Here is an 18,542-nt window from a genome sequence, read left to right on the forward strand (position 1 = left end):
CTCAATCGATTATTTTTTGAAAGAAGAGAATCATGGCAAAAGAAAAGTTTGAGCGGACCAAGCCGCACGTGAACGTTGGTACGATTGGTCACGTTGACCACGGCAAGACGACGCTGACGGCAGCGATCACGACGGTTCTGACGAAGAAGTTCGGCGGCGAAGCGAAGGCGTACGACCAGATCGACGCGGCACCGGAAGAAAAGGCGCGCGGCATCACGATCAACACGGCACACGTCGAGTACGAAACGGCTAACCGCCACTACGCACACGTCGACTGCCCGGGCCACGCTGACTATGTGAAGAACATGATCACGGGCGCGGCGCAGATGGACGGCGCGATCCTGGTTTGCTCGGCAGCAGACGGCCCGATGCCGCAAACGCGTGAGCACATCCTGCTGGCGCGTCAGGTTGGCGTTCCGTACATCATCGTGTTCCTGAACAAGTGCGACATGGTGGACGACGCTGAACTGCTCGAGCTGGTCGAGATGGAAGTTCGCGAACTGCTGTCGAAGTACGACTTCCCGGGCGACGACACGCCGATCGTGAAGGGTTCGGCCAAGCTGGCGCTGGAAGGCGACACGGGCGAGCTGGGTGAAGTGGCGATCATGAGCCTGGCCGACGCGCTGGACACGTACATCCCGACGCCGGAGCGTGCAGTTGACGGCGCGTTCCTGATGCCGGTGGAAGACGTGTTCTCGATCTCGGGCCGCGGTACGGTGGTGACGGGTCGCGTCGAGCGCGGCATCGTGAAGGTCGGCGAGGAAATCGAAATCGTCGGTATCAAGCCGACGGTGAAGACGACCTGCACGGGCGTGGAAATGTTCCGCAAGCTGCTGGACCAAGGTCAGGCAGGCGACAACGTGGGTATCCTGCTGCGCGGCACGAAGCGTGAAGACGTGGAGCGTGGCCAGGTTCTGGCGAAGCCGGGTTCGATCACGCCGCACACGCACTTCACGGCAGAAGTGTACGTGCTGAGCAAGGACGAAGGCGGCCGTCACACGCCGTTCTTCAACAACTACCGTCCGCAGTTCTACTTCCGTACGACGGACGTGACGGGCTCGATCGAGCTGCCGAAGGACAAGGAAATGGTGATGCCGGGCGACAACGTGTCGATCACGGTGAAGCTGATCGCTCCGATCGCGATGGAAGAAGGTCTGCGCTTCGCGATCCGCGAAGGCGGCCGTACCGTCGGCGCCGGCGTCGTCGCCAAGATCATCGAGTAAGTAATATCGACGATCCGCGGATCCCTTCGGGGTCCGCGATTCCACGGTAAGCCGCGGTGTACCGTAGAAACCGGGTGCCCAGTTCGATCTGGCGCCCGGTTTTTCTTTGTGGTGTGCGAATCGCGCTATTGAGAAACGCCCACCGCCGCGAATTTTCGTGTAGAATCGCGGGCTTAGCAATGGAAGTACTGTCCGGAACCTGATGCTTCGCTCCCCGCTGGCGTCATGTTTCACGTTCTTTTAGTGTCCGGCGATGCAACATCGCCTCGCTCTTTTCAAGGAATTGTCATGCAGCAACAGAAAATCCGCATTCGCCTGAAGGCTTTCGACTATCGTCTGATCGATCAATCGGCTGCCGAAATCGTCGATACCGCGAAGCGGACTGGCGCAATCGTCCGTGGCCCGGTGCCGCTGCCGACGCGCATTCAGCGTTTTGACATCCTGCGTTCGCCGCACGTCAACAAGACGTCGCGCGATCAACTCGAAATCCGCACCCACCAGCGCCTGATGGACATCGTCGACCCGACGGACAAGACCGTTGACGCGCTGATGAAGCTCGACCTGCCGGCTGGCGTCGACGTGGAAATCAAGCTGCAGTAAGGCTTCCAGCGCCGATCGGCATGCCGGGCGGCGCTAAGTCTTTGTATTGCTTGCGGAAATCGAGAAGTCGGGCTATACTGCTTGGCTTTTCGCGTATTCGCGTAAAAAAGTTGGGCCTTGCGTGCCCGGCATTTTGTAAATCAGCCCCGACCAATCGCAGTCGGGAATGGAGAAAATGATGAGCCTTGGACTCGTAGGTCGCAAGGTTGGCATGACCCGTATCTTCACGGCTGAAGGGGATTCGATTCCCGTCACCGTGCTGGACGTGTCGGACAACCGCGTGACGCAGATCAAGACTGTTGAAACCGACGGCTACACGGCCGTGCAGGTTGCATTCGGCTCCCGCCGCGCATCGCGCGTGACGAAGCCGCTGGCAGGTCATCTCGCCAAAGCCGGTGTCGAAGCCGGTGAAATCCTCAAGGAATTCCGCATTGACGCGGCCAAGGCAGCCGAGCTGTCGAATGGCGCCGTGGTCGGTGCAGATCTTTTCGAAGTGGGCCAGAAGGTCGACGTGCAAGGCGTGTCGATCGGTAAGGGCTACGCCGGTACGATCAAGCGTTACAACTTCTCCTCCGGCCGTGCCACGCACGGTAACTCGCGCTCGCACAACGTGCCGGGCTCGATCGGTATGGCGCAGGATCCGGGTCGTGTTTTCCCGGGTAAACGCATGACGGGTCACATGGGTGACGTGACGGTGACGGTGCAGAACCTCGAAATCGCTCGTATCGACGCAGAGCGCAAGCTGCTGCTCGTGAAGGGTGCGATTCCGGGCGCGAAGGGCGGCAAGGTATTCGTGACGCCGGCCGTCAAGACCAAGGGGGCGAAATAATGGAACTCAAGCTCCTGAACGAAAATGGTCAGGAAGGTGCAGTGGTCAACGCATCGGACGTCGTGTTCGGTCGTGACTACAACGAAGCGCTGATCCACCAGGTCGTCGTCGCTTACCAGGCGAATGCTCGCCAGGGTAACCGCGCACAGAAGGACCGTGAGCAAGTCAAGCACACGACCAAGAAGCCGTGGCGCCAGAAGGGTACGGGCCGCGCTCGTGCCGGTATGTCGTCGAGCCCGCTGTGGCGTGGCGGTGGTCGTATCTTCCCGAATTCGCCGGAAGAAAACTTCTCGCACAAGGTCAACAAGAAGATGCATCGCGCAGGTCTCTGCTCGATCTTCTCGCAGCTGGCCCGTGAAGGCCGTCTGTCGGTCGTCGAGGACATCATCCTCGAAGCGCCGAAGACCAAGCTGCTGGCCGACAAATTCAAGACCATGGGTCTCGACTCCGTTCTGATCATCACGGACACGGTCGACGAGAACCTGTACCTGGCTTCGCGCAACCTGCCGCACGTGGCGATTGTCGAGCCGCGCTACGCTGACCCGCTGTCGCTGATCTACTTCAAGAAAGTGCTGGTCACGAAGGCTGCGGTCGCCCAGATCGAGGAGTTGCTGTCATGAGCGAGATTCGCAAGAACGATCATCGTTTGATGCAGGTCCTGCTCGCACCGGTGATCTCGGAAAAGGCGACGCTGGTTGCCGACAAGAACGAGCAAGTCGTGTTCGAAGTCGCACCGGATGCCACGAAGCAGGAAGTGAAGGCGGCTGTCGAGCTGCTGTTCAAGGTTGAAGTTGATTCGGTCAACGTGCTGGTTCAGAAGGGCAAGCAAAAGCGCTTCGGCCGTTCGATGGGCCGCCGCAAGGACGTGAAGAAGGCGTACGTCTGCCTGAAGCCCGGCCAGGAAATCAACTTTGAAGCGGAGGCCAAGTAATCATGGCAATCGTTAAAGTTAAGCCGACATCGCCGGGTCGCCGCGCGATGGTCAAGGTGGTCAACAAGAACCTGCACCAGGGCAAGCCGTTCGCGGCGCTGCTCGACTCGCAGAGCTCGACCGCCGGCCGTAACAACAACGGTCGTATCACCACGCGTCACAAGGGTGGTGGTCACAAGCAGCACTACCGTATCGTCGATTTCCGTCGCACGAAGGATGGCATCCCGGCAAAGGTCGAACGTCTCGAGTACGACCCGAACCGCAGCGCGAACATCGCGCTGGTGCTCTACGCAGACGGCGAGCGTCGCTACATCATCGCCCCGAAGGGCCTGACCGTCGGCCAACAGCTGATGTCGGGTTCGGAAGCGCCGATCCGCGCAGGCAACACGCTGCCGATCCGCAACATTCCGGTCGGTACGACGATCCACTGCATCGAGATGCTGCCGGGCAAGGGCGCGCAAATGGCGCGTTCGGCTGGCACGTCGGCCATGCTGCTGGCACGTGAAGGCGTCTACGCGCAGGTTCGTCTGCGTTCGGGCGAAATCCGCCGCGTGCACATCGAGTGCCGTGCAACGATCGGTGAAGTCGGTAACGAAGAGCACAGCCTGCGCCAGATCGGCAAGGCCGGCGCGAACCGCTGGCGCGGTATCCGCCCGACGGTGCGTGGCGTTGCGATGAACCCGGTCGATCACCCGCACGGTGGTGGTGAGGGCAAGACGGCTGCAGGTCGCGACCCGGTGAGCCCGTGGGGTACGCCGGCTAAGGGTTACCGCACCCGCAGCAACAAGCGCACGACGACGATGATCGTCCAGCGCCGTCACAAGCGTTAAGGAGTAGGCAATGGCACGTTCTGTTAAAAAAGGTCCGTTCTGCGACGCCCATTTGCTGAAGAAAGTTGAGGCGGCTGCAGCTTCGCGCGACAAAAAGCCGATCAAGACCTGGTCGCGTCGCTCGACGATTCTGCCGGATTTCATCGGCCTGACGATCGCTGTTCACAACGGCCGTCAACACGTTCCGGTGTACATCTCGGAAAACATGGTCGGCCACAAGCTTGGCGAGTTCGCACTGACCCGTACGTTCAAGGGTCACGCAGCCGACAAGAAGGCCAAGAAATAAGGGGCAATCAAGATGGAAGTGAAAGCAATTCATCGCGGTGCCCGCATCTCGGCGCAGAAAACGCGCCTTGTGGCTGACCAGATCCGCGGTTTGCCGGTCGACAAGGCGCTGAACGTTCTGACGTTCTCGCCGAAGAAGGCGGCTGGCATCGTGAAGAAGGTTGTGCTGTCGGCAATCGCGAATGCGGAGCACAACGAAGGCGCTGATATCGACGAGCTCAAGATCAAGAGCATCTACGTCGACAAGGCTGCATCGCTCAAGCGTTTCACCGCGCGCGCCAAGGGCCGCGGTAACCGCATCGAGAAGCAATCCTGTCACATCACTGTGACGGTCGGGAATTAAGGAGCCATACGATGGGACAGAAAATTCATCCGACTGGCTTCCGCCTGGCTGTCAGCCGCAATTGGGCTTCGCGTTGGTACGCGAACAACAACAATTTCGCGGCGATGCTGCAGGAAGACATCGGTGTTCGTGAATACCTGAAGAAGAAGCTGAAGAACGCTTCGGTCGGTCGGGTCGTCATCGAGCGTCCGGCGAAGAACGCGCGCATCACGATTTACAGCTCGCGTCCGGGCGTGGTCATCGGCAAGAAGGGCGAGGATATCGAACAGCTGAAGACGGAACTGCAACGCCGCATGGGCGTGCCGGTTCACGTCAACATCGAAGAAATCCGCAAGCCGGAAACCGATGCTCAGCTGATCGCTGACTCGATCACGCAACAGCTCGAGCGCCGGATCATGTTCCGTCGCGCGATGAAGCGTGCGATGCAGAACGCGATGCGTCTGGGTGCCCAAGGCATCAAGATCATGAGCGCGGGCCGTCTGAACGGTATCGAAATCGCTCGTACGGAGTGGTATCGCGAAGGTCGCGTGCCGCTTCACACGCTGCGTGCTGATATCGACTACGCGACTTCGGAAGCGAAGACGACTTACGGGATCATCGGCGTCAAGGTGTGGGTCTACAAGGGCGATACGCTCGGCCGCAACGACGCACCGGTGGTGGAAGAAGTAGCCGAAGACAAGCGTCCGCGTCGCAATGCGCGTCCGGGCGACCGTCGTCCGCGCCGTGACGGCGAAGGCGGCGCTCCGGGTGCTCGTCGTGGCGCACCGCGCCGCGGCGCCGGCAAGCCCGAAGACGGCAAGACTGGAGAATAACGATGCTGCAACCGAAACGCAGAAAGTATCGTAAAGAGCAGAAGGGTCGTAACACCGGCAAGGCGACGCGCGGCAACGCAGTGTCGTTCGGTGAATTCGGCCTGAAGGCGATCGGTCGCGGTCGTTTGACTGCACGTCAGATTGAAGCGGCGCGTCGTGCAATGACGCGTCACATCAAGCGTGGCGGCCGCATCTGGATCCGGATCTTCCCGGACAAGCCGATTTCGCAGAAGCCGGCCGAAGTACGTATGGGTAACGGTAAGGGTAACCCGGAGTACTACGTCGCCGAGATTCAGCCGGGCAAGATGCTCTATGAAATGGACGGCGTAACCGAAGAACTGGCACGCGAAGCGTTCCGTCTGGCCGCAGCCAAGCTGCCGCTGAAGACGGCATTCATCGTGCGCCAGCTCGGCGCCTAAGGAGAAAACATGAAGGCTTCCGAACTTCTCCAGAAAGACCAGGCCGCGCTCAACAAGGAGCTGGCGGACCTGCTGAAGGCGCAATTCGGCCTGCGCATGCAACTCGCGACCCAGCAGCTCACGAACACGAGCCAGCTGAAGAAGGTTCGTCGCGACATCGCACGTGTGCGGACCGTCATGACTCAGAAGGCGAACCAGAAATGAACGATAGCGTGAAAACCTCGCTGAAGCGGACGCTGGTCGGTCGGGTCGTCAGCAACAAGATGGACAAGACCGTCACCGTGCTGATCGAGCACCGCGTCAAGCACCCGATCTACGGCAAGTATGTCGTGCGCTCGAAGAAGTACCACGCGCACGATGAAGCGAACACCTACAACGAAGGCGATCTCGTCGAAATCCAGGAAACGCGTCCTGTTTCGAAGACGAAGGCCTGGACGGTGTCGCGCCTCGTCGAAGCTGCTCGCGTCATCTAAGCGGACAGCGCAGTAGGCAGTAACAGGCACTTCTCCACGAAGTGCTTGAAATCGCAAAGTTTTTGCTTGCGGGACCAGGATTATTTGTTATAATCCTGGTCTTCCCTCTTTATGGGAGCCCCGTCGCGGGCGAAGTTGGTGGGGGAAGCGGACTGGCGCCTGCCTGTCCGAAAGATTCACCGAATTGCGATGGCGGGTTTCGTTTGCCGTCGCTGCTGTTCCAACCCAAGCAGCCGATTGGCTGACGGGACCAAGACTGACCGAATGCATCATGGTGGTGCATCCGGATTAAGTTGGGAAAGACAAACCATGATCCAGACCGAATCTCGGCTCGAAGTAGCCGACAACACGGGTGCACGTGAAGTCCTGTGCATCAAGGTGCTCGGCGGCTCGAAGCGTCGTTATGCCGGCATTGGCGACATCATCAAGGTGAGCGTCAAAGAGGCAACGCCGCGCGGGCGCGTGAAGAAAGGCGAAATTTACAACGCCGTGGTGGTTCGCACCGCCAAGGGCGTGCGTCGTCAAGACGGCTCGCTGATCAAGTTCGACGGCAACGCCGCTGTGCTTTTGAATAACAAGCTCGAGCCGATCGGCACCCGTATCTTCGGGCCGGTGACGCGTGAGCTGCGTAGCGAACGATTCATGAAGATCGTTTCGCTGGCGCCGGAAGTGCTGTAAGGAGTCGCGATGAACAAGATTCGCAAAGGTGACGAAGTCATCGTCGTCACTGGCAAGGACAAGGGCAAGCGCGGCGTCGTGCTGGCTGTCGGTGCTGAACATGTGACGGTTGAAGGTATCAACCTCGTCAAGAAGCATGTGAAGCCGAACCCGATGAAGGGTACGACGGGCGGCGTGGAAGCGAAGACGATGCCCCTGCATATTTCGAACGTCGCACTGGTCGACGCGAATGGCAAGGCGTCGCGTGTTGGCATCAAGGTCGAGGAAGGCAAGAAGGTTCGCTTCCTGAAGACGACCGGTGCCGTACTGAGCGCCTGACGCAGCGGAGTAAAAAATGGCTCGTTTTCAAGAGTTTTACAAAGAAAAGGTTGTGCCCGGCCTGATCGAGAAGTTCGGTTACAAGTCGGTCATGGAAGTGCCGCGCATCACCAAGATCACGCTGAACATGGGTCTTGGCGAAGCAATCGCTGACAAGAAGATCATCGAGAACGCCGTTGGCGACCTCACGAAGATCGCCGGCCAGAAGCCGGTCGTCACGAAGGCTCGCAAGGCAATCGCAGGCTTCAAGATCCGCCAGGGTTACCCGATCGGCGCGATGGTGACGCTGCGTGGCCAGGCGATGTACGAATTCCTCGACCGTTTCGTGACGGTTGCCCTGCCCCGCGTGCGTGACTTCCGCGGTGTGTCGGGTCGTGCTTTCGATGGCCGTGGCAACTACAACATCGGTGTGAAAGAGCAGATCATTTTCCCCGAAATCGATTACGACAAGATCGACGCACTGCGTGGGCTGAACATCAGCATCACGACGACTGCGAAGACCGACGACGAAGCAAAGGCTCTGCTCGCCAGCTTCAAGTTCCCGTTCAGAAACTGAGGTTACCGTGGCTAAACTGGCACTGATCGAACGTGAAAAGAAGCGCGCCCGCCTGGTCGCGAAGTTCGCAGCAAAGCGTGAAGCGCTGAAGGCGATCGTCGAAGACCAAAGCAAGTCGGAAGAAGAGCGCTACGAAGCACGCCTGGAGCTGCAGCAACTGCCCCGCAACGCAAACCCGACCCGCCAGCGTAATCGCTGCGCGATCACGGGCCGTCCGCGTGGCACGTTCCGTAAATTCGGCCTCGCGCGTAACAAGATTCGTGAAATCGCATTCCGTGGCGAGATTCCTGGCCTGACCAAGGCGAGCTGGTAATAGGAGAAACGTAAATGAGCATGAGTGATCCTATCGCCGATATGCTGACTCGCATCCGCAACGCGCAGATGGTCGAGAAGGTATCGGTCGCGATGCCCTCGTCGAAGGTCAAGGTTGCAATCGCGCAAGTCCTGAAGGACGAAGGCTATATCGACGATTTCGCCGTGAAGGCGGAAGGTGCGAAGTCCGAACTGAATATCGCGCTGAAGTACTACGCAGGTCGCCCGGTCATCGAACGCCTCGAGCGCGTGTCGAAGCCTGGTCTGCGCGTGTACCGCGGCCGCAACGACATTCCGCAGGTCATGAATGGCCTCGGTGTGGCAATCGTGTCGACGCCGAAGGGCGTGATGACCGACCGCAAGGCGCGCGCTACCGGCGTCGGCGGCGAAGTCATCTGCTACGTCGCTTAAAGCCGAGGAGAGAGAAACATGTCTCGAGTAGGTAAGAGCCCGATCGCGCTGCAAGGCGCGGAAGTCAAGCTGGCCGACGGTGCGATCACCGTCAAGGGCCCGCTGGGCACCATCACGCAAGCGATCAATCCGCTCGTGAACGTGGCGAACAACGACGGCACGCTGAATCTGTCGCCGGTCGACGAAAGCCGCGAAGCAAATGCACTGTCGGGCACGATGCGCGCGATCATCGCGAATGCCGTGCACGGCGTGACCAAGGGTTTCGAGCGCAAGCTGACGCTGGTTGGCGTCGGTTACCGTGCGCAAGCGCAAGGCGACAAGCTGAACCTGTCGCTGGGTTTCTCGCACCCGGTGGTGCACCAGATGCCGGAAGGCGTCAAGGCTGAAACCCCGACGCAAACCGAAATCGTGATCAAGGGGATCAACAAGCAACAAGTCGGTCAAGTGGCTGCGGAAGTCCGCGGTTACCGTCCGCCGGAGCCCTACAAGGGCAAGGGCGTGCGTTATGCCGACGAGGTTGTGATCCTCAAAGAAACGAAGAAGAAGTAAGGGTGCGCAATCATGGATAAGACTCAATCTCGCCTGCGCCGCGCTCGCCAGACGCGTATCAAGATCGCTGAGCTGCAGGTCGCGCGTCTCGCCGTGCATCGCACGAACACGCACATCTACGCTCAAGTGTTCTCGCCCTGCGGCACCAAGGTGCTCGCCAGCGCATCGACGCTCGAGGCAGAAGTGCGCGCAGAACTGGCCGACAAGTCGGGCAAGGGCGGCAACGTCAATGCCGCGACGCTGATCGGCAAGCGTATTGCCGAAAAGGCAAAGGCTGCCGGCATCGAATCCGTCGCCTTCGACCGCTCGGGCTTCCGCTACCACGGCCGCGTCAAGGCGCTGGCTGAGGCAGCTCGCGAAGCTGGGCTCAAGTTCTAAGGAAGGAATTCGTCATGGCAAAGATGCAAGCGAAAGTTCAGGCTGACGAGCGCGACGACGGCCTTCGCGAAAAGATGATTTCGGTCAATCGCGTGACCAAGGTCGTGAAGGGTGGCCGTATTCTCGGCTTCGCCGCACTGACCGTGGTTGGCGACGGTGATGGCCGCATCGGTATGGGCAAGGGCAAGGCGAAGGAAGTGCCGGTCGCTGTCCAGAAGGCAATGGAACAAGCTCGCCGCAACATGTTCAAGGTGCCGCTCAAGAACGGCACGCTGCAGCACGAAGTGCACGGCAAGCACGGCGCATCCGCTGTCCTCCTCGCTCCGGCGAAGGCAGGTACGGGCGTGATCGCCGGCGGCCCGATGCGCGCAGTGTTCGACGTGATGGGCGTTCAGAACGTCGTGGCGAAGAGCCACGGTTCGACGAACCCGTACAACCTCGTTCGCGCCACGCTGGACGGCCTGCGCAAGCAGTCGACCCCGGCAGACATCGCGGCGAAGCGCGGCAAGTCCGTCGAAGATATTTTGGGCTAAGCCCGGGTGGTCACCATGTCTGAAAAAACTGTCAAGGTTCAGCTCGTGAAGAGCCTGATCGGGACCCGCGAATCGCACCGCGCGACCGTGCGTGGCCTGGGCCTGCGCCGACTCAACTCGGTTAGCGAGCTGCAGGACACGCCGGCGGTCCGCGGCATGATCAACAAGGTCTCGTACCTCGTTAAGGTCATCGCGTAAGCGGCCCTACGGATCAAGGAGTTGATATGGAATTGAATAACCTGAAGCCGGCAGCTGGCGCCAAGCACGCCAAGCGTCGCGTCGGTCGTGGCATCGGTTCGGGCCTCGGCAAGACGGCCGGCCGTGGTCACAAGGGTCAGAAATCGCGTTCGGGCGGCTTCCACAAAGTCGGTTTCGAAGGCGGTCAGATGCCGCTGCAACGTCGTCTGCCGAAGCGCGGCTTCACGTCGCTGACGAAGGAATTCGTCGGTGAAGTGCGCCTGGGCGACCTCGAGAAGCTGCCGGTCGACGAGATCGATCTGCTCGCACTGAAGCAAGCCGGCCTGGTCGGCGAGCTGACGAAGAGCGCAAAGATCATCGCGACGGGCGAACTGAAGCGCAAGATCGTCGTGAAGGGTCTCGGTGCCACCAAGGGTGCGCGCGCTGCGATCGAAGCGGCTGGCGGTTCGTTCGCCGAGTGACACGCGTAGCGCGTCGTCATTTGCATTCATCGGAGAAGGTACTTGGCTAACAGCCCGAGTCTTGCAAAACCCGGTCGAAGCACGGCGAAATTCGGCGATCTGCGCCGGCGAGCGATGTTCCTGCTCCTGGCGCTGATCGTCTATCGCATCGGCGCGCACATTCCCGTGCCGGGCATCGATCCGGATCAACTGGCCAAGCTGTTCCAGAGCCAGGCGGGCGGCATCCTGGGCATGTTCAACATGTTCTCGGGTGGCGCACTTTCCCGCTTCACGATCTTTGCGCTGGGGATCATGCCGTACATCTCGGCGTCGATCATCATGCAGTTGCTGGCGATTGTTTCGCCGCAGCTCGAGGCGCTGAAGAAGGAAGGGCAGGCAGGGCAACGGAAGATCACGCAGTACACGCGGTATTTCACCGTGGTGCTCGCGACCTTCCAGGCATTCGGTATCGCGGCCGCGCTGGAAAACCAGCCGGGCCTCGTCACCGATCCCGGCACGCTGTTCCGTCTGACGACGGTCGTGACGCTGGTGACCGGCACGATGTTCCTGATGTGGCTCGGCGAGCAGATTACCGAGCGTGGTCTGGGCAACGGTATCTCGATCATCATCTTCGGCGGGATCGCAGCAGGGTTCCCGAATGCCGTGGGTGGGTTGTTCGAGCTGGTGCGTACGGGTTCGATGAGCATCATTTCGGCGATCATCATCGTCGTTCTGATCGCCGCGGTGACTTACCTGGTCGTGTTCATCGAACGCGGTCAGCGCAAGATCCTCGTGAACTACGCGAAGCGCCAGGTCGGCAACAAGATCTACGGTGGGCAGTCGTCGCATCTGCCGCTGAAGCTGAACATGTCGGGCGTGATTCCGCCGATCTTTGCATCGTCGATCATTCTGTTCCCGGCAACGATTCTCGGCTGGTTCAGTACCGGTCAGCCGACGGGAAGCTGGATTTCCAATACGTTGCATAACGTTGCGGAAGCGCTGAAGCCGGGCCAGCCGGTCTATGTGCTGCTGTACACGCTGGCAATCGTGTTTTTCTGCTTCTTCTACACCGCACTGGTGTTCAACAGCAGGGAGACCGCAGACAACCTGAAGAAGAGCGGGGCGTTTGTTCCGGGCATCCGTCCGGGCGATCAGACCGCACGATATATCGACCGCATCCTCACGCGTCTGACGCTGGCCGGTGCGATCTACATCGTCTTCGTGTGTCTGCTGCCGGAATTCCTGGTGCTGCGCTGGAACGTGCCGTTTTATTTTGGTGGAACGTCGCTGCTGATCATTGTCGTCGTCACGATGGACTTTATGGCGCAGGTGCAGTCGTACGTTATGTCGCAACAGTATGAGTCACTGCTCAAGAAGGCAAACTTCAAGGGCGGCAACATCCCGATGCGTTGAAAGGACTATGGCCAAAGACGATGTAATCCAGATGCAGGGTGAGGTGATTGAAAACCTCCCGAATGCGACCTTCCGTGTGAAGCTGGAAAACGGCCATGTCGTGTTGGGGCATATTTCCGGAAAGATGCGGATGCACTACATCCGCATTCTGCCCGGCGACAAGGTGACGGTTGAGTTGACGCCTTACGATCTGTCTCGTGCGCGGATCGTGTTCCGGGCGAAGTGATTTGAAAAAAGGGTATTATCATGAAAGTGATGGCATCGGTTAAGCGCATTTGCCGCAATTGCAAGATCATCAAGCGCAAAGGCGTCGTTCGCGTGATCTGCAGCTCGGATCCGCGCCACAAGCAGCGCCAAGGCTGACCGCGCGTTTGTTTGCGCTTTTTGTTTGAGGAAAAACAATGGCTCGTATCGCAGGGGTTAACATCCCGAATCACCAGCACACCGAGATCGGCCTGACGGCTATCTTTGGTGTCGGCCGCACCCGTTCGCGCAGCATCTGCGTGGCAGCTGGCGTCGATTTTTCGAAGAAGGTCAAGGATCTGACCGACGCAGACCTGGAAAAGCTGCGTGAAGAAGTGGGCAAGTTTGTCGTCGAAGGCGATCTGCGCCGTGAAGTGACGATGAACATCAAGCGCCTGATGGACCTCGGTTGCTACCGTGGCGTCCGTCATCGCAAGGGCCTGCCGATGCGCGGTCAGCGTACGCGTACGAACGCACGTACCCGCAAGGGTCCGCGTCGTGCAGCGCAAGCGCTGAAGAAGTAAGCGGAACTGACAGTTACAGGAAAACGTAATGGCTAAGGCTTCGAACACCGCGGCGCAACGCGTTCGCAAGAAGGTTAAGAAGAACGTCGCTGAAGGCGTGGTTCACGTTCACGCGTCGTTCAACAACACGATCATCACGATCACCGATCGCCAAGGCAACGCTCTGGCATGGGCGACGTCGGGCGGTCAGGGCTTCAAGGGCTCGCGCAAATCGACGCCGTTCGCTGCTCAGGTCGCAGCCGAGTCGGCTGGCCGCGTCGCGATGGAATACGGCGTGAAGAATCTGGAAGTGCGGATCAAGGGCCCGGGCCCGGGTCGCGAGTCGGCAGTGCGCGCACTGCACGGCCTCGGCATCAAGATCACCGCGATTTCGGACGTCACCCCGATTCCGCACAACGGCTGCCGCCCGCCGAAGCGTCGTCGTATCTAAGGATGTGCTGGCACGTTCGTGCTAGCGCATTGCCTGTCGCCGCTCAGCGTCGACGGGCGTTGCTTTTTTGATTGACTAAGCCCACCGTTCGCCCCAAAGGGAGCGGACTAGCGCGGATTTCGATCCGCGTGACTGATTGATAAAGGAATGCAAAGTGGCACGTTATATCGGCCCCAAAGCCAAGCTGTCCCGCCGTGAAGGCACCGACCTGTTCCTGAAGAGCGCGCGCCGCTCGCTCGCCGACAAGTGCAAGCTCGACAGCAAGCCGGGTCAGCACGGCCGTACCTCGGGCGCACGTACGTCCGACTACGGTACGCAGCTGCGCGAAAAGCAGAAGGTCAAGCGTATCTACGGCGTGCTGGAACGTCAGTTCCGTCGCTACTTCGCTGAAGCCGATCGCCGCAAGGGCAACACGGGTGAAAACCTGCTGCAACTGCTCGAGTCGCGCCTCGACAACGTCGTGTATCGCATGGGCTTCGGCTCGACCCGCGCTGAAGCGCGTCAGCTGGTGAGCCACAAGTCGATCACCGTGAACGGCGTCGTCGCAAACGTCCCGTCGCAGCAAGTGAAGGCGGGTGACGTCGTCGCGATCCGCGAAAAGGCGAAGAAGCAGGCGCGTATCGTCGAAGCGCTGTCGCTGGCCGAGCAAGGCGGTATGCCGAGCTGGGTTGCAGTCGATGCGAAGAAGTTCGAAGGCACGTTCAAGCAAATGCCGGAACGCGCTGAAATCGCAGGCGACATCAACGAAAGCCTGATCGTCGAATTGTATTCGCGTTAATCCGATTGACGGCCGAGGTACCCCGATTGCGTTGCGCAAGGAGGGGCCTCGGCTGTTTATTTTCTGGTTGTTACCGGTCAGCCTTATCGGTGTAACGAGCCGAGGGTATTGAAAAGGAAAGCCCATGCAAACCAGTTTGCTGAAACCCAAGATCATCGCCGTGGAATCGCTGGGCGAGAACCACGCGAGGGTGGTCATGGAACCGTTCGAACGCGGTTACGGCCACACCTTGGGCAATGCGCTTCGCCGCGTGCTGCTGTCGTCGATGGTGGGCTACGCGCCGACCGAAGTCACGATCGCGGGCGTGGTGCACGAGTACTCGACGCTGGATGGCGTGCAGGAAGACGTCGTCAACCTGCTGCTGAACCTGAAGGGCGTGGTGTTCAAGCTGCATAACCGTGACGAAGTGACGGTTACGCTGCGCAAGGAAGGTGAAGGCGTCGTGACGGCCGGCGATATCGAGCTGGCTCACGATTGCGAAGTCATCAACCCGAATCACGTGATCGCGCACCTGTCGAAGGGCGGCAAGCTCGACGTTCAGATCAAGATCGAAAAGGGTCGCGGCTATGTGCCCGGCAACGTCCGTCGCTACGGCGAAGACACGGCCAAGATCATCGGCCGCATCGTCCTCGACGCATCGTTCTCGCCGGTTCGCCGCGTGAGCTATGCGGTTGAAAGCGCACGGGTCGAGCAGCGTACCGACCTTGACAAGCTCGTGATGAACATCGAGACGAGCGGCGTGATCACGCCGGAAGAAGCGATCCGCCAGTCGGCCCGCATCCTGGTCGACCAGCTGTCCGTGTTCGCGGCGCTGGAAGGTACGGAAACGGCAGCCGAGGCACCGTCGCGTGCACCGCAGATCGATCCGATCCTGCTGCGTCCGGTGGACGATCTCGAGCTGACGGTTCGTTCGGCGAACTGCCTGAAGGCCGAGAACATCTACTACATCGGCGATCTGATCCAGCGCACGGAAAACGAGCTGCTGAAGACGCCGAACCTCGGCCGCAAGTCGCTGAACGAGATCAAGGAAGTGCTCGCTTCGCGCGGTCTCACGCTGGGCATGAAGCTCGAGAACTGGCCGCCGGCTGGTCTCGACAAGTAAGCCCGGTCGTAGCCTGGCTATAGCTGTAGTTGGCAAAGATGCGGATTTTCCTTTAAAATCCGCATCTTGCTTTTTTTCGTTACCGGCCCGTGCGCCCGCCGAGGCGCGATAGAAGAGCTGGACCAAAACTTTGAATCAAGGAAACTGAAATGCGCCATCGTCATGGTCTGCGGAAACTGAACCGCACGAGCAGCCACCGTCTGGCTATGCTCCGTAACATGTCCAACTCGCTGATCGAGCACGAAGTCATCAAGACGACGCTGCCGAAGGCGAAGGAACTCCGTAAGGTCGTCGAGCCGCTGATCACGCTCGGCAAGAAGCCGTCGCTGGCAAACCGTCGCCTGGCGTTCAACCGCCTGCGCGATCGTGACTCGGTCGCGAAGCTGTTCGACGTGCTCGGTCCGCGTTTCGCGAACCGTCCGGGCGGCTACCTGCGCGTGCTGAAGTTCGGCTTCCGCGTCGGCGACAACGCACCGATGGCACTGGTCGAACTGCTCGACCGTCCGGAAGTCGACGAAACGGAAAACGTGCAAGAAGCCGAGTAAGCTTCCGGTACGCAGCAGGATCTGAAAGGGGCCGAGCGATTGCTTGGCCCTTTTTGTTTTTGAGATGCCGGCTGCGATCGATTGTCGCAGGCCGGTGCCGACAGCGTCGCGCGGGCTGCGCTACGATACGGGCAACCGGTGCGGTCCCTGAACGGGTAACCGGCGCCGGCAGACCAGCGAGGAGGCGGGATGATAGTGGTGCTGATGCTGACGACGGTCCCCGATGCGGCGACGGCTGCGACGCTCGCCGACGGCGCGCTCGACGCGCGGCTGGCCGCGTGCGTGTCGGAGATCGGCACGATCAAGTCGCGCTATCACTGGCAGGGCAAGGTCGAAACGGCCGACGAGATCCAGTTGCTGTTCAAGACGAGCCCGGTTCGGGCAATCGACCTGGAGCGATTTATTCTCGCGCATCATCCGTACGAGACACCCGAAATCGTCTCGTGGCAGACGACGGCATCGCCCGCGTATGGCCAATGGGTGATCAACGAAACTCAACGTCTATTTCATGTTTAACGGTATGGCGCCTTCGGTACGCGTGCGCGCGCTGCGGTTTCTTGCGGTCCTGTTGTCGTTCGTGCTCGTGCTGGGCGGGCTGTCCGCCGCGCGCGCGGCCGACGATTTCCTCGATCCGTCGGTTGCGTTCAAGTTCAGCGCGAGCGAATCGCCGGGGCAGGTGGACGTCCGCTTCAAGATCGCCAACGGCTACTACATGTACCGCGAGCGGTTCGCGTTCGCGGTGAAAAGCGGCCAGGCCACGCTCGGCGAGCCGCAATTCCCGGCCGGCCACGTGAAGTTCGACCAGACGTTCCAGAAGGACGTCGAGACCTACCGCGACGAAGTCGTCGTTCACGTGCCGGTGAAGCAGGCGGCCGGGCCGTTCGAGCTCGCGGTGACGTCGCAAGGATGTGCGGACGAAGGGATCTGTTATCCGCCGGCCGAGCACGTGATGAAGGTCGATGGCGCCGCGCTCGGCGCCGCCTCGCCGCCCGGCGGCACGGCTGCCGCGGGCAACTGGCTCGACAAGGTCACGAGCGCCGATTTCGCGCAGTCCCTGCTCGAAGGCCACGGCTTCTTCACGATCGTCGCGCTCTATTTCGTCGCCGGTGTCGTGCTGAGCCTGCTGCCGTGTTCGTACCCGATGATTCCGATCGTGTCCGCGATCATCATCGGCCAGGGCACGCGCGCGACGCATGCACGCGGCTTCGCGTTGTCGCTGACCTACGTGGTCGGCATGGCGCTGGTCTACACGGTACTCGGCATCGCCGCCGCGCTGGTTGGCCAGAGCCTCGGCGCATGGCTGCAGAACCCGTGGGTGCTCGGCGCGTTCGGCGTGCTGCTGACCGCGTTCGCGGTGTCGCTGATTTCGGGCAAGGACATCGCATTGCCGGAGCGCTGGCAGAACGGCGCGGCCGAGGCATCGAGCGCGCGCCAGGGCGGCCACTTCGTCGCGGTCGCGGCGATGGGCGCGTTGTCGGCGCTGGTCGTCGGCGCGTGCATGACGGCGCCGCTGTTCGCGGTGCTCGCTTTCATCGCGCACACCGGCAATGCGTTGCTCGGCGGCGCGGCGCTGTTCGCGATGGGGCTGGGGCTCGGTGTGCCGCTGCTGGTCGTCGGCGTCGGGGCCGGGACGGTGCTGCCGCGTGCCGGCGCGTGGATGGACGGCGTGAAGGTGTTCTTCGGCATCGTGCTGCTCGCGGCCGCGCTGTGGATCGTGTGGCCGGTGCTGGCGGGCGGGCTGAAGATGGTGCTCGCGGCGTTGTGGCTGCTGATCGCCGCCGCGGCGCTCGGGTTGTTCACGCCGAATGCCGGCGCCGCGTCGATCTGGCGCCGCCTGGGCCGCGGCGTGGGCGCCGCGCTCGCGATCTGGGCCGCGACGCTGCTCGTCGGCCTGGCTGCGGGCTCGACCGATCCCGTCAAGCCGCTGGCCGTGCTGGCGGCGCGTACGGTGGCGTCCGGCGGCGCGGCGACGGCCGGCACGGCTGCGGCGCAGGACGGCCCCGCGTTCGCGTCGGTGCGTTCCAGCGGCGAACTCGACGCACTGCTGAAGACGTCGGGCCAGCCGGTGATGCTGGACTTCTACGCCGACTGGTGCGTGAGCTGCAAGGAGATGGAGCATCTGACGTTCACCGACGCGCGCGTGCAGGCGCGGCTCGCGCAGCTTCACCTCGTGCGCGCGGACGTCACCGCGAACAACCCGGACGATCAGGCGCTGCTCAAGCGCTTCAACCTGTTCGGGCCGCCGGGCATCATCTTCTTCGATCGCAACGGCCACGAGATCGGCCGCGTAGTCGGCTATCAGGCGGCCGACACGTTCCTGCGCAGCCTTGATCGGGCGGCCGTTCCGACGGTATGACGGCGGCCGGCTGCGGCGAACCGGCGAAGATCC

The 18,542-nt window shown here is 61.0% G+C and carries 32 protein-coding genes; all 32 read left to right on the forward strand.

What is annotated here, in order from left to right:
* Positions 1–32: 32 nt before the first annotated feature.
* The gene (gene tuf, locus CFB81_RS01360) at positions 33–1,223 is read left to right on the forward strand and encodes an elongation factor Tu (protein ID WP_006482910.1); all 1,191 of its coding nucleotides are present in this window, start codon (positions 33–35) and stop codon (positions 1,221–1,223) included.
* Between the two features lie 288 nt (positions 1,224–1,511).
* Positions 1,512–1,823 (forward strand): 30S ribosomal protein S10, encoded by a 312-nt coding sequence (gene rpsJ, locus CFB81_RS01365; protein ID WP_004199280.1) that lies wholly within the window; start codon positions 1,512–1,514, stop codon positions 1,821–1,823.
* 178 nt (positions 1,824–2,001) lie between these two features.
* Positions 2,002–2,652 carry a 50S ribosomal protein L3 gene (rplC, locus tag CFB81_RS01370; RefSeq protein WP_006482922.1) on the forward strand — a complete coding sequence of 217 codons (651 nt, stop codon included), beginning with the start codon at positions 2,002–2,004 and terminating at the stop codon, positions 2,650–2,652.
* Positions 2,652–3,272 carry a 50S ribosomal protein L4 gene (rplD, locus tag CFB81_RS01375; protein ID WP_006477192.1) on the forward strand — a complete coding sequence of 207 codons (621 nt, stop codon included), beginning with the start codon at positions 2,652–2,654 and terminating at the stop codon, positions 3,270–3,272. Before rplC ends, rplD begins: the two co-directional genes overlap by 1 nt.
* Positions 3,269–3,583, forward strand: a complete 315-nt coding sequence (gene rplW, locus CFB81_RS01380) for a 50S ribosomal protein L23 (protein WP_004199275.1) — start codon at positions 3,269–3,271, stop codon at positions 3,581–3,583. Before rplD ends, rplW begins: the two co-directional genes overlap by 4 nt.
* A 2-nt stretch (positions 3,584–3,585) precedes the next feature.
* Positions 3,586–4,413 carry a 50S ribosomal protein L2 gene (rplB, locus tag CFB81_RS01385; RefSeq protein ID WP_006482900.1) on the forward strand — a complete coding sequence of 276 codons (828 nt, stop codon included), beginning with the start codon at positions 3,586–3,588 and terminating at the stop codon, positions 4,411–4,413.
* A gap of 10 nt (positions 4,414–4,423) precedes the next feature.
* Complete coding sequence (rpsS, locus tag CFB81_RS01390; protein WP_004199273.1) at positions 4,424–4,699, forward strand: 30S ribosomal protein S19; 276 nt, start codon at positions 4,424–4,426, stop codon at positions 4,697–4,699.
* 12 nt (positions 4,700–4,711) lie between these two features.
* Positions 4,712–5,041 carry a 50S ribosomal protein L22 gene (gene rplV, locus CFB81_RS01395; protein ID WP_004199272.1) on the forward strand — a complete coding sequence of 110 codons (330 nt, stop codon included), beginning with the start codon at positions 4,712–4,714 and terminating at the stop codon, positions 5,039–5,041.
* An 11-nt stretch (positions 5,042–5,052) separates the two neighbouring features.
* A complete protein-coding gene (gene rpsC, locus CFB81_RS01400) occupies positions 5,053–5,853 on the forward strand; it encodes a 30S ribosomal protein S3 (RefSeq protein ID WP_006482899.1) in 801 nt (266 codons plus the stop codon).
* Positions 5,854–5,855: 2 nt separating this feature from the next.
* A complete protein-coding gene (rplP, locus tag CFB81_RS01405) occupies positions 5,856–6,272 on the forward strand; it encodes a 50S ribosomal protein L16 (protein ID WP_006482873.1) in 417 nt (138 codons plus the stop codon).
* 9 nt (positions 6,273–6,281) lie between these two features.
* Entirely contained in the window at positions 6,282–6,476 is a 195-nt protein-coding gene (gene rpmC, locus CFB81_RS01410; protein WP_006400652.1) for a 50S ribosomal protein L29, read from the forward strand.
* Entirely contained in the window at positions 6,473–6,745 is a 273-nt protein-coding gene (gene rpsQ / locus CFB81_RS01415; protein ID WP_006477189.1) for a 30S ribosomal protein S17, read from the forward strand. Before rpmC ends, rpsQ begins: the two co-directional genes overlap by 4 nt.
* A gap of 309 nt (positions 6,746–7,054) precedes the next feature.
* Positions 7,055–7,423, forward strand: a complete 369-nt coding sequence (rplN, locus tag CFB81_RS01420; RefSeq protein WP_006482918.1) for a 50S ribosomal protein L14 — start codon at positions 7,055–7,057, stop codon at positions 7,421–7,423.
* Positions 7,424–7,432: 9 nt separating this feature from the next.
* Complete coding sequence (gene rplX / locus CFB81_RS01425) at positions 7,433–7,741, forward strand: 50S ribosomal protein L24 (RefSeq protein ID WP_006477187.1); 309 nt, start codon at positions 7,433–7,435, stop codon at positions 7,739–7,741.
* A 16-nt stretch (positions 7,742–7,757) separates the two neighbouring features.
* A complete protein-coding gene (gene rplE, locus CFB81_RS01430) occupies positions 7,758–8,297 on the forward strand; it encodes a 50S ribosomal protein L5 (RefSeq protein ID WP_006477186.1) in 540 nt (179 codons plus the stop codon).
* Positions 8,298–8,304: 7 nt separating this feature from the next.
* The gene (rpsN, locus tag CFB81_RS01435) at positions 8,305–8,610 is read left to right on the forward strand and encodes a 30S ribosomal protein S14 (protein ID WP_006482884.1); all 306 of its coding nucleotides are present in this window, start codon (positions 8,305–8,307) and stop codon (positions 8,608–8,610) included.
* A gap of 14 nt (positions 8,611–8,624) precedes the next feature.
* The gene (rpsH, locus tag CFB81_RS01440; protein ID WP_006477185.1) at positions 8,625–9,020 is read left to right on the forward strand and encodes a 30S ribosomal protein S8; all 396 of its coding nucleotides are present in this window, start codon (positions 8,625–8,627) and stop codon (positions 9,018–9,020) included.
* 18 nt (positions 9,021–9,038) lie between these two features.
* Positions 9,039–9,569 (forward strand): 50S ribosomal protein L6, encoded by a 531-nt coding sequence (gene rplF, locus CFB81_RS01445; RefSeq protein ID WP_006477184.1) that lies wholly within the window; start codon positions 9,039–9,041, stop codon positions 9,567–9,569.
* Positions 9,570–9,581: 12 nt separating this feature from the next.
* Positions 9,582–9,947: a 50S ribosomal protein L18 gene (rplR, locus tag CFB81_RS01450; RefSeq protein WP_006477183.1), complete on the forward strand. Its 366-nt coding sequence runs from the start codon at positions 9,582–9,584 to the stop codon at positions 9,945–9,947.
* A gap of 14 nt (positions 9,948–9,961) precedes the next feature.
* Complete coding sequence (gene rpsE / locus CFB81_RS01455) at positions 9,962–10,480, forward strand: 30S ribosomal protein S5 (protein ID WP_006752931.1); 519 nt, start codon at positions 9,962–9,964, stop codon at positions 10,478–10,480.
* Between the two features lie 15 nt (positions 10,481–10,495).
* The gene (rpmD, locus tag CFB81_RS01460; RefSeq protein ID WP_006400644.1) at positions 10,496–10,678 is read left to right on the forward strand and encodes a 50S ribosomal protein L30; all 183 of its coding nucleotides are present in this window, start codon (positions 10,496–10,498) and stop codon (positions 10,676–10,678) included.
* A 26-nt stretch (positions 10,679–10,704) separates the two neighbouring features.
* Positions 10,705–11,139 (forward strand): 50S ribosomal protein L15, encoded by a 435-nt coding sequence (rplO, locus tag CFB81_RS01465; RefSeq protein WP_006482880.1) that lies wholly within the window; start codon positions 10,705–10,707, stop codon positions 11,137–11,139.
* A gap of 42 nt (positions 11,140–11,181) precedes the next feature.
* Complete coding sequence (gene secY, locus CFB81_RS01470) at positions 11,182–12,531, forward strand: preprotein translocase subunit SecY (RefSeq protein ID WP_050013167.1); 1,350 nt, start codon at positions 11,182–11,184, stop codon at positions 12,529–12,531.
* 7 nt (positions 12,532–12,538) lie between these two features.
* On the forward strand, positions 12,539–12,757 hold the full coding sequence (infA, locus tag CFB81_RS01475; protein WP_004521905.1) for a translation initiation factor IF-1: 219 nt from the start codon (positions 12,539–12,541) through the stop codon (positions 12,755–12,757).
* 20 nt (positions 12,758–12,777) lie between these two features.
* Positions 12,778–12,894, forward strand: coding sequence for a 50S ribosomal protein L36 (gene rpmJ, locus CFB81_RS01480; protein ID WP_004199844.1), 117 nt, complete (start codon positions 12,778–12,780; stop codon positions 12,892–12,894).
* Positions 12,895–12,932: 38 nt separating this feature from the next.
* Positions 12,933–13,298, forward strand: a complete 366-nt coding sequence (gene rpsM, locus CFB81_RS01485) for a 30S ribosomal protein S13 (protein WP_006477178.1) — start codon at positions 12,933–12,935, stop codon at positions 13,296–13,298.
* A gap of 28 nt (positions 13,299–13,326) precedes the next feature.
* Positions 13,327–13,728 (forward strand): 30S ribosomal protein S11, encoded by a 402-nt coding sequence (gene rpsK / locus CFB81_RS01490; RefSeq protein ID WP_004197937.1) that lies wholly within the window; start codon positions 13,327–13,329, stop codon positions 13,726–13,728.
* 154 nt (positions 13,729–13,882) lie between these two features.
* Positions 13,883–14,506 carry a 30S ribosomal protein S4 gene (rpsD, locus tag CFB81_RS01495; protein WP_006477177.1) on the forward strand — a complete coding sequence of 208 codons (624 nt, stop codon included), beginning with the start codon at positions 13,883–13,885 and terminating at the stop codon, positions 14,504–14,506.
* 124 nt (positions 14,507–14,630) lie between these two features.
* A complete protein-coding gene (locus tag CFB81_RS01500) occupies positions 14,631–15,608 on the forward strand; it encodes a DNA-directed RNA polymerase subunit alpha (RefSeq protein WP_006477176.1) in 978 nt (325 codons plus the stop codon).
* 149 nt (positions 15,609–15,757) lie between these two features.
* On the forward strand, positions 15,758–16,153 hold the full coding sequence (gene rplQ, locus CFB81_RS01505; RefSeq protein ID WP_006477175.1) for a 50S ribosomal protein L17: 396 nt from the start codon (positions 15,758–15,760) through the stop codon (positions 16,151–16,153).
* Between the two features lie 189 nt (positions 16,154–16,342).
* Complete coding sequence (gene cutA / locus CFB81_RS01510; protein ID WP_089434435.1) at positions 16,343–16,669, forward strand: divalent-cation tolerance protein CutA; 327 nt, start codon at positions 16,343–16,345, stop codon at positions 16,667–16,669.
* Positions 16,662–18,509: a protein-disulfide reductase DsbD gene (gene dsbD / locus CFB81_RS01515; RefSeq protein WP_089434436.1), complete on the forward strand. Its 1,848-nt coding sequence runs from the start codon at positions 16,662–16,664 to the stop codon at positions 18,507–18,509. The genes cutA and dsbD overlap by 8 nt, the downstream gene beginning before the upstream one ends.
* The last annotated feature ends 33 nt before the right edge of the window (positions 18,510–18,542 follow it).

The organism is Burkholderia sp. AU28863, from assembly GCF_002223195.1.
GTDB classification, from domain to species: domain Bacteria; phylum Pseudomonadota; class Gammaproteobacteria; order Burkholderiales; family Burkholderiaceae; genus Burkholderia; species Burkholderia sola.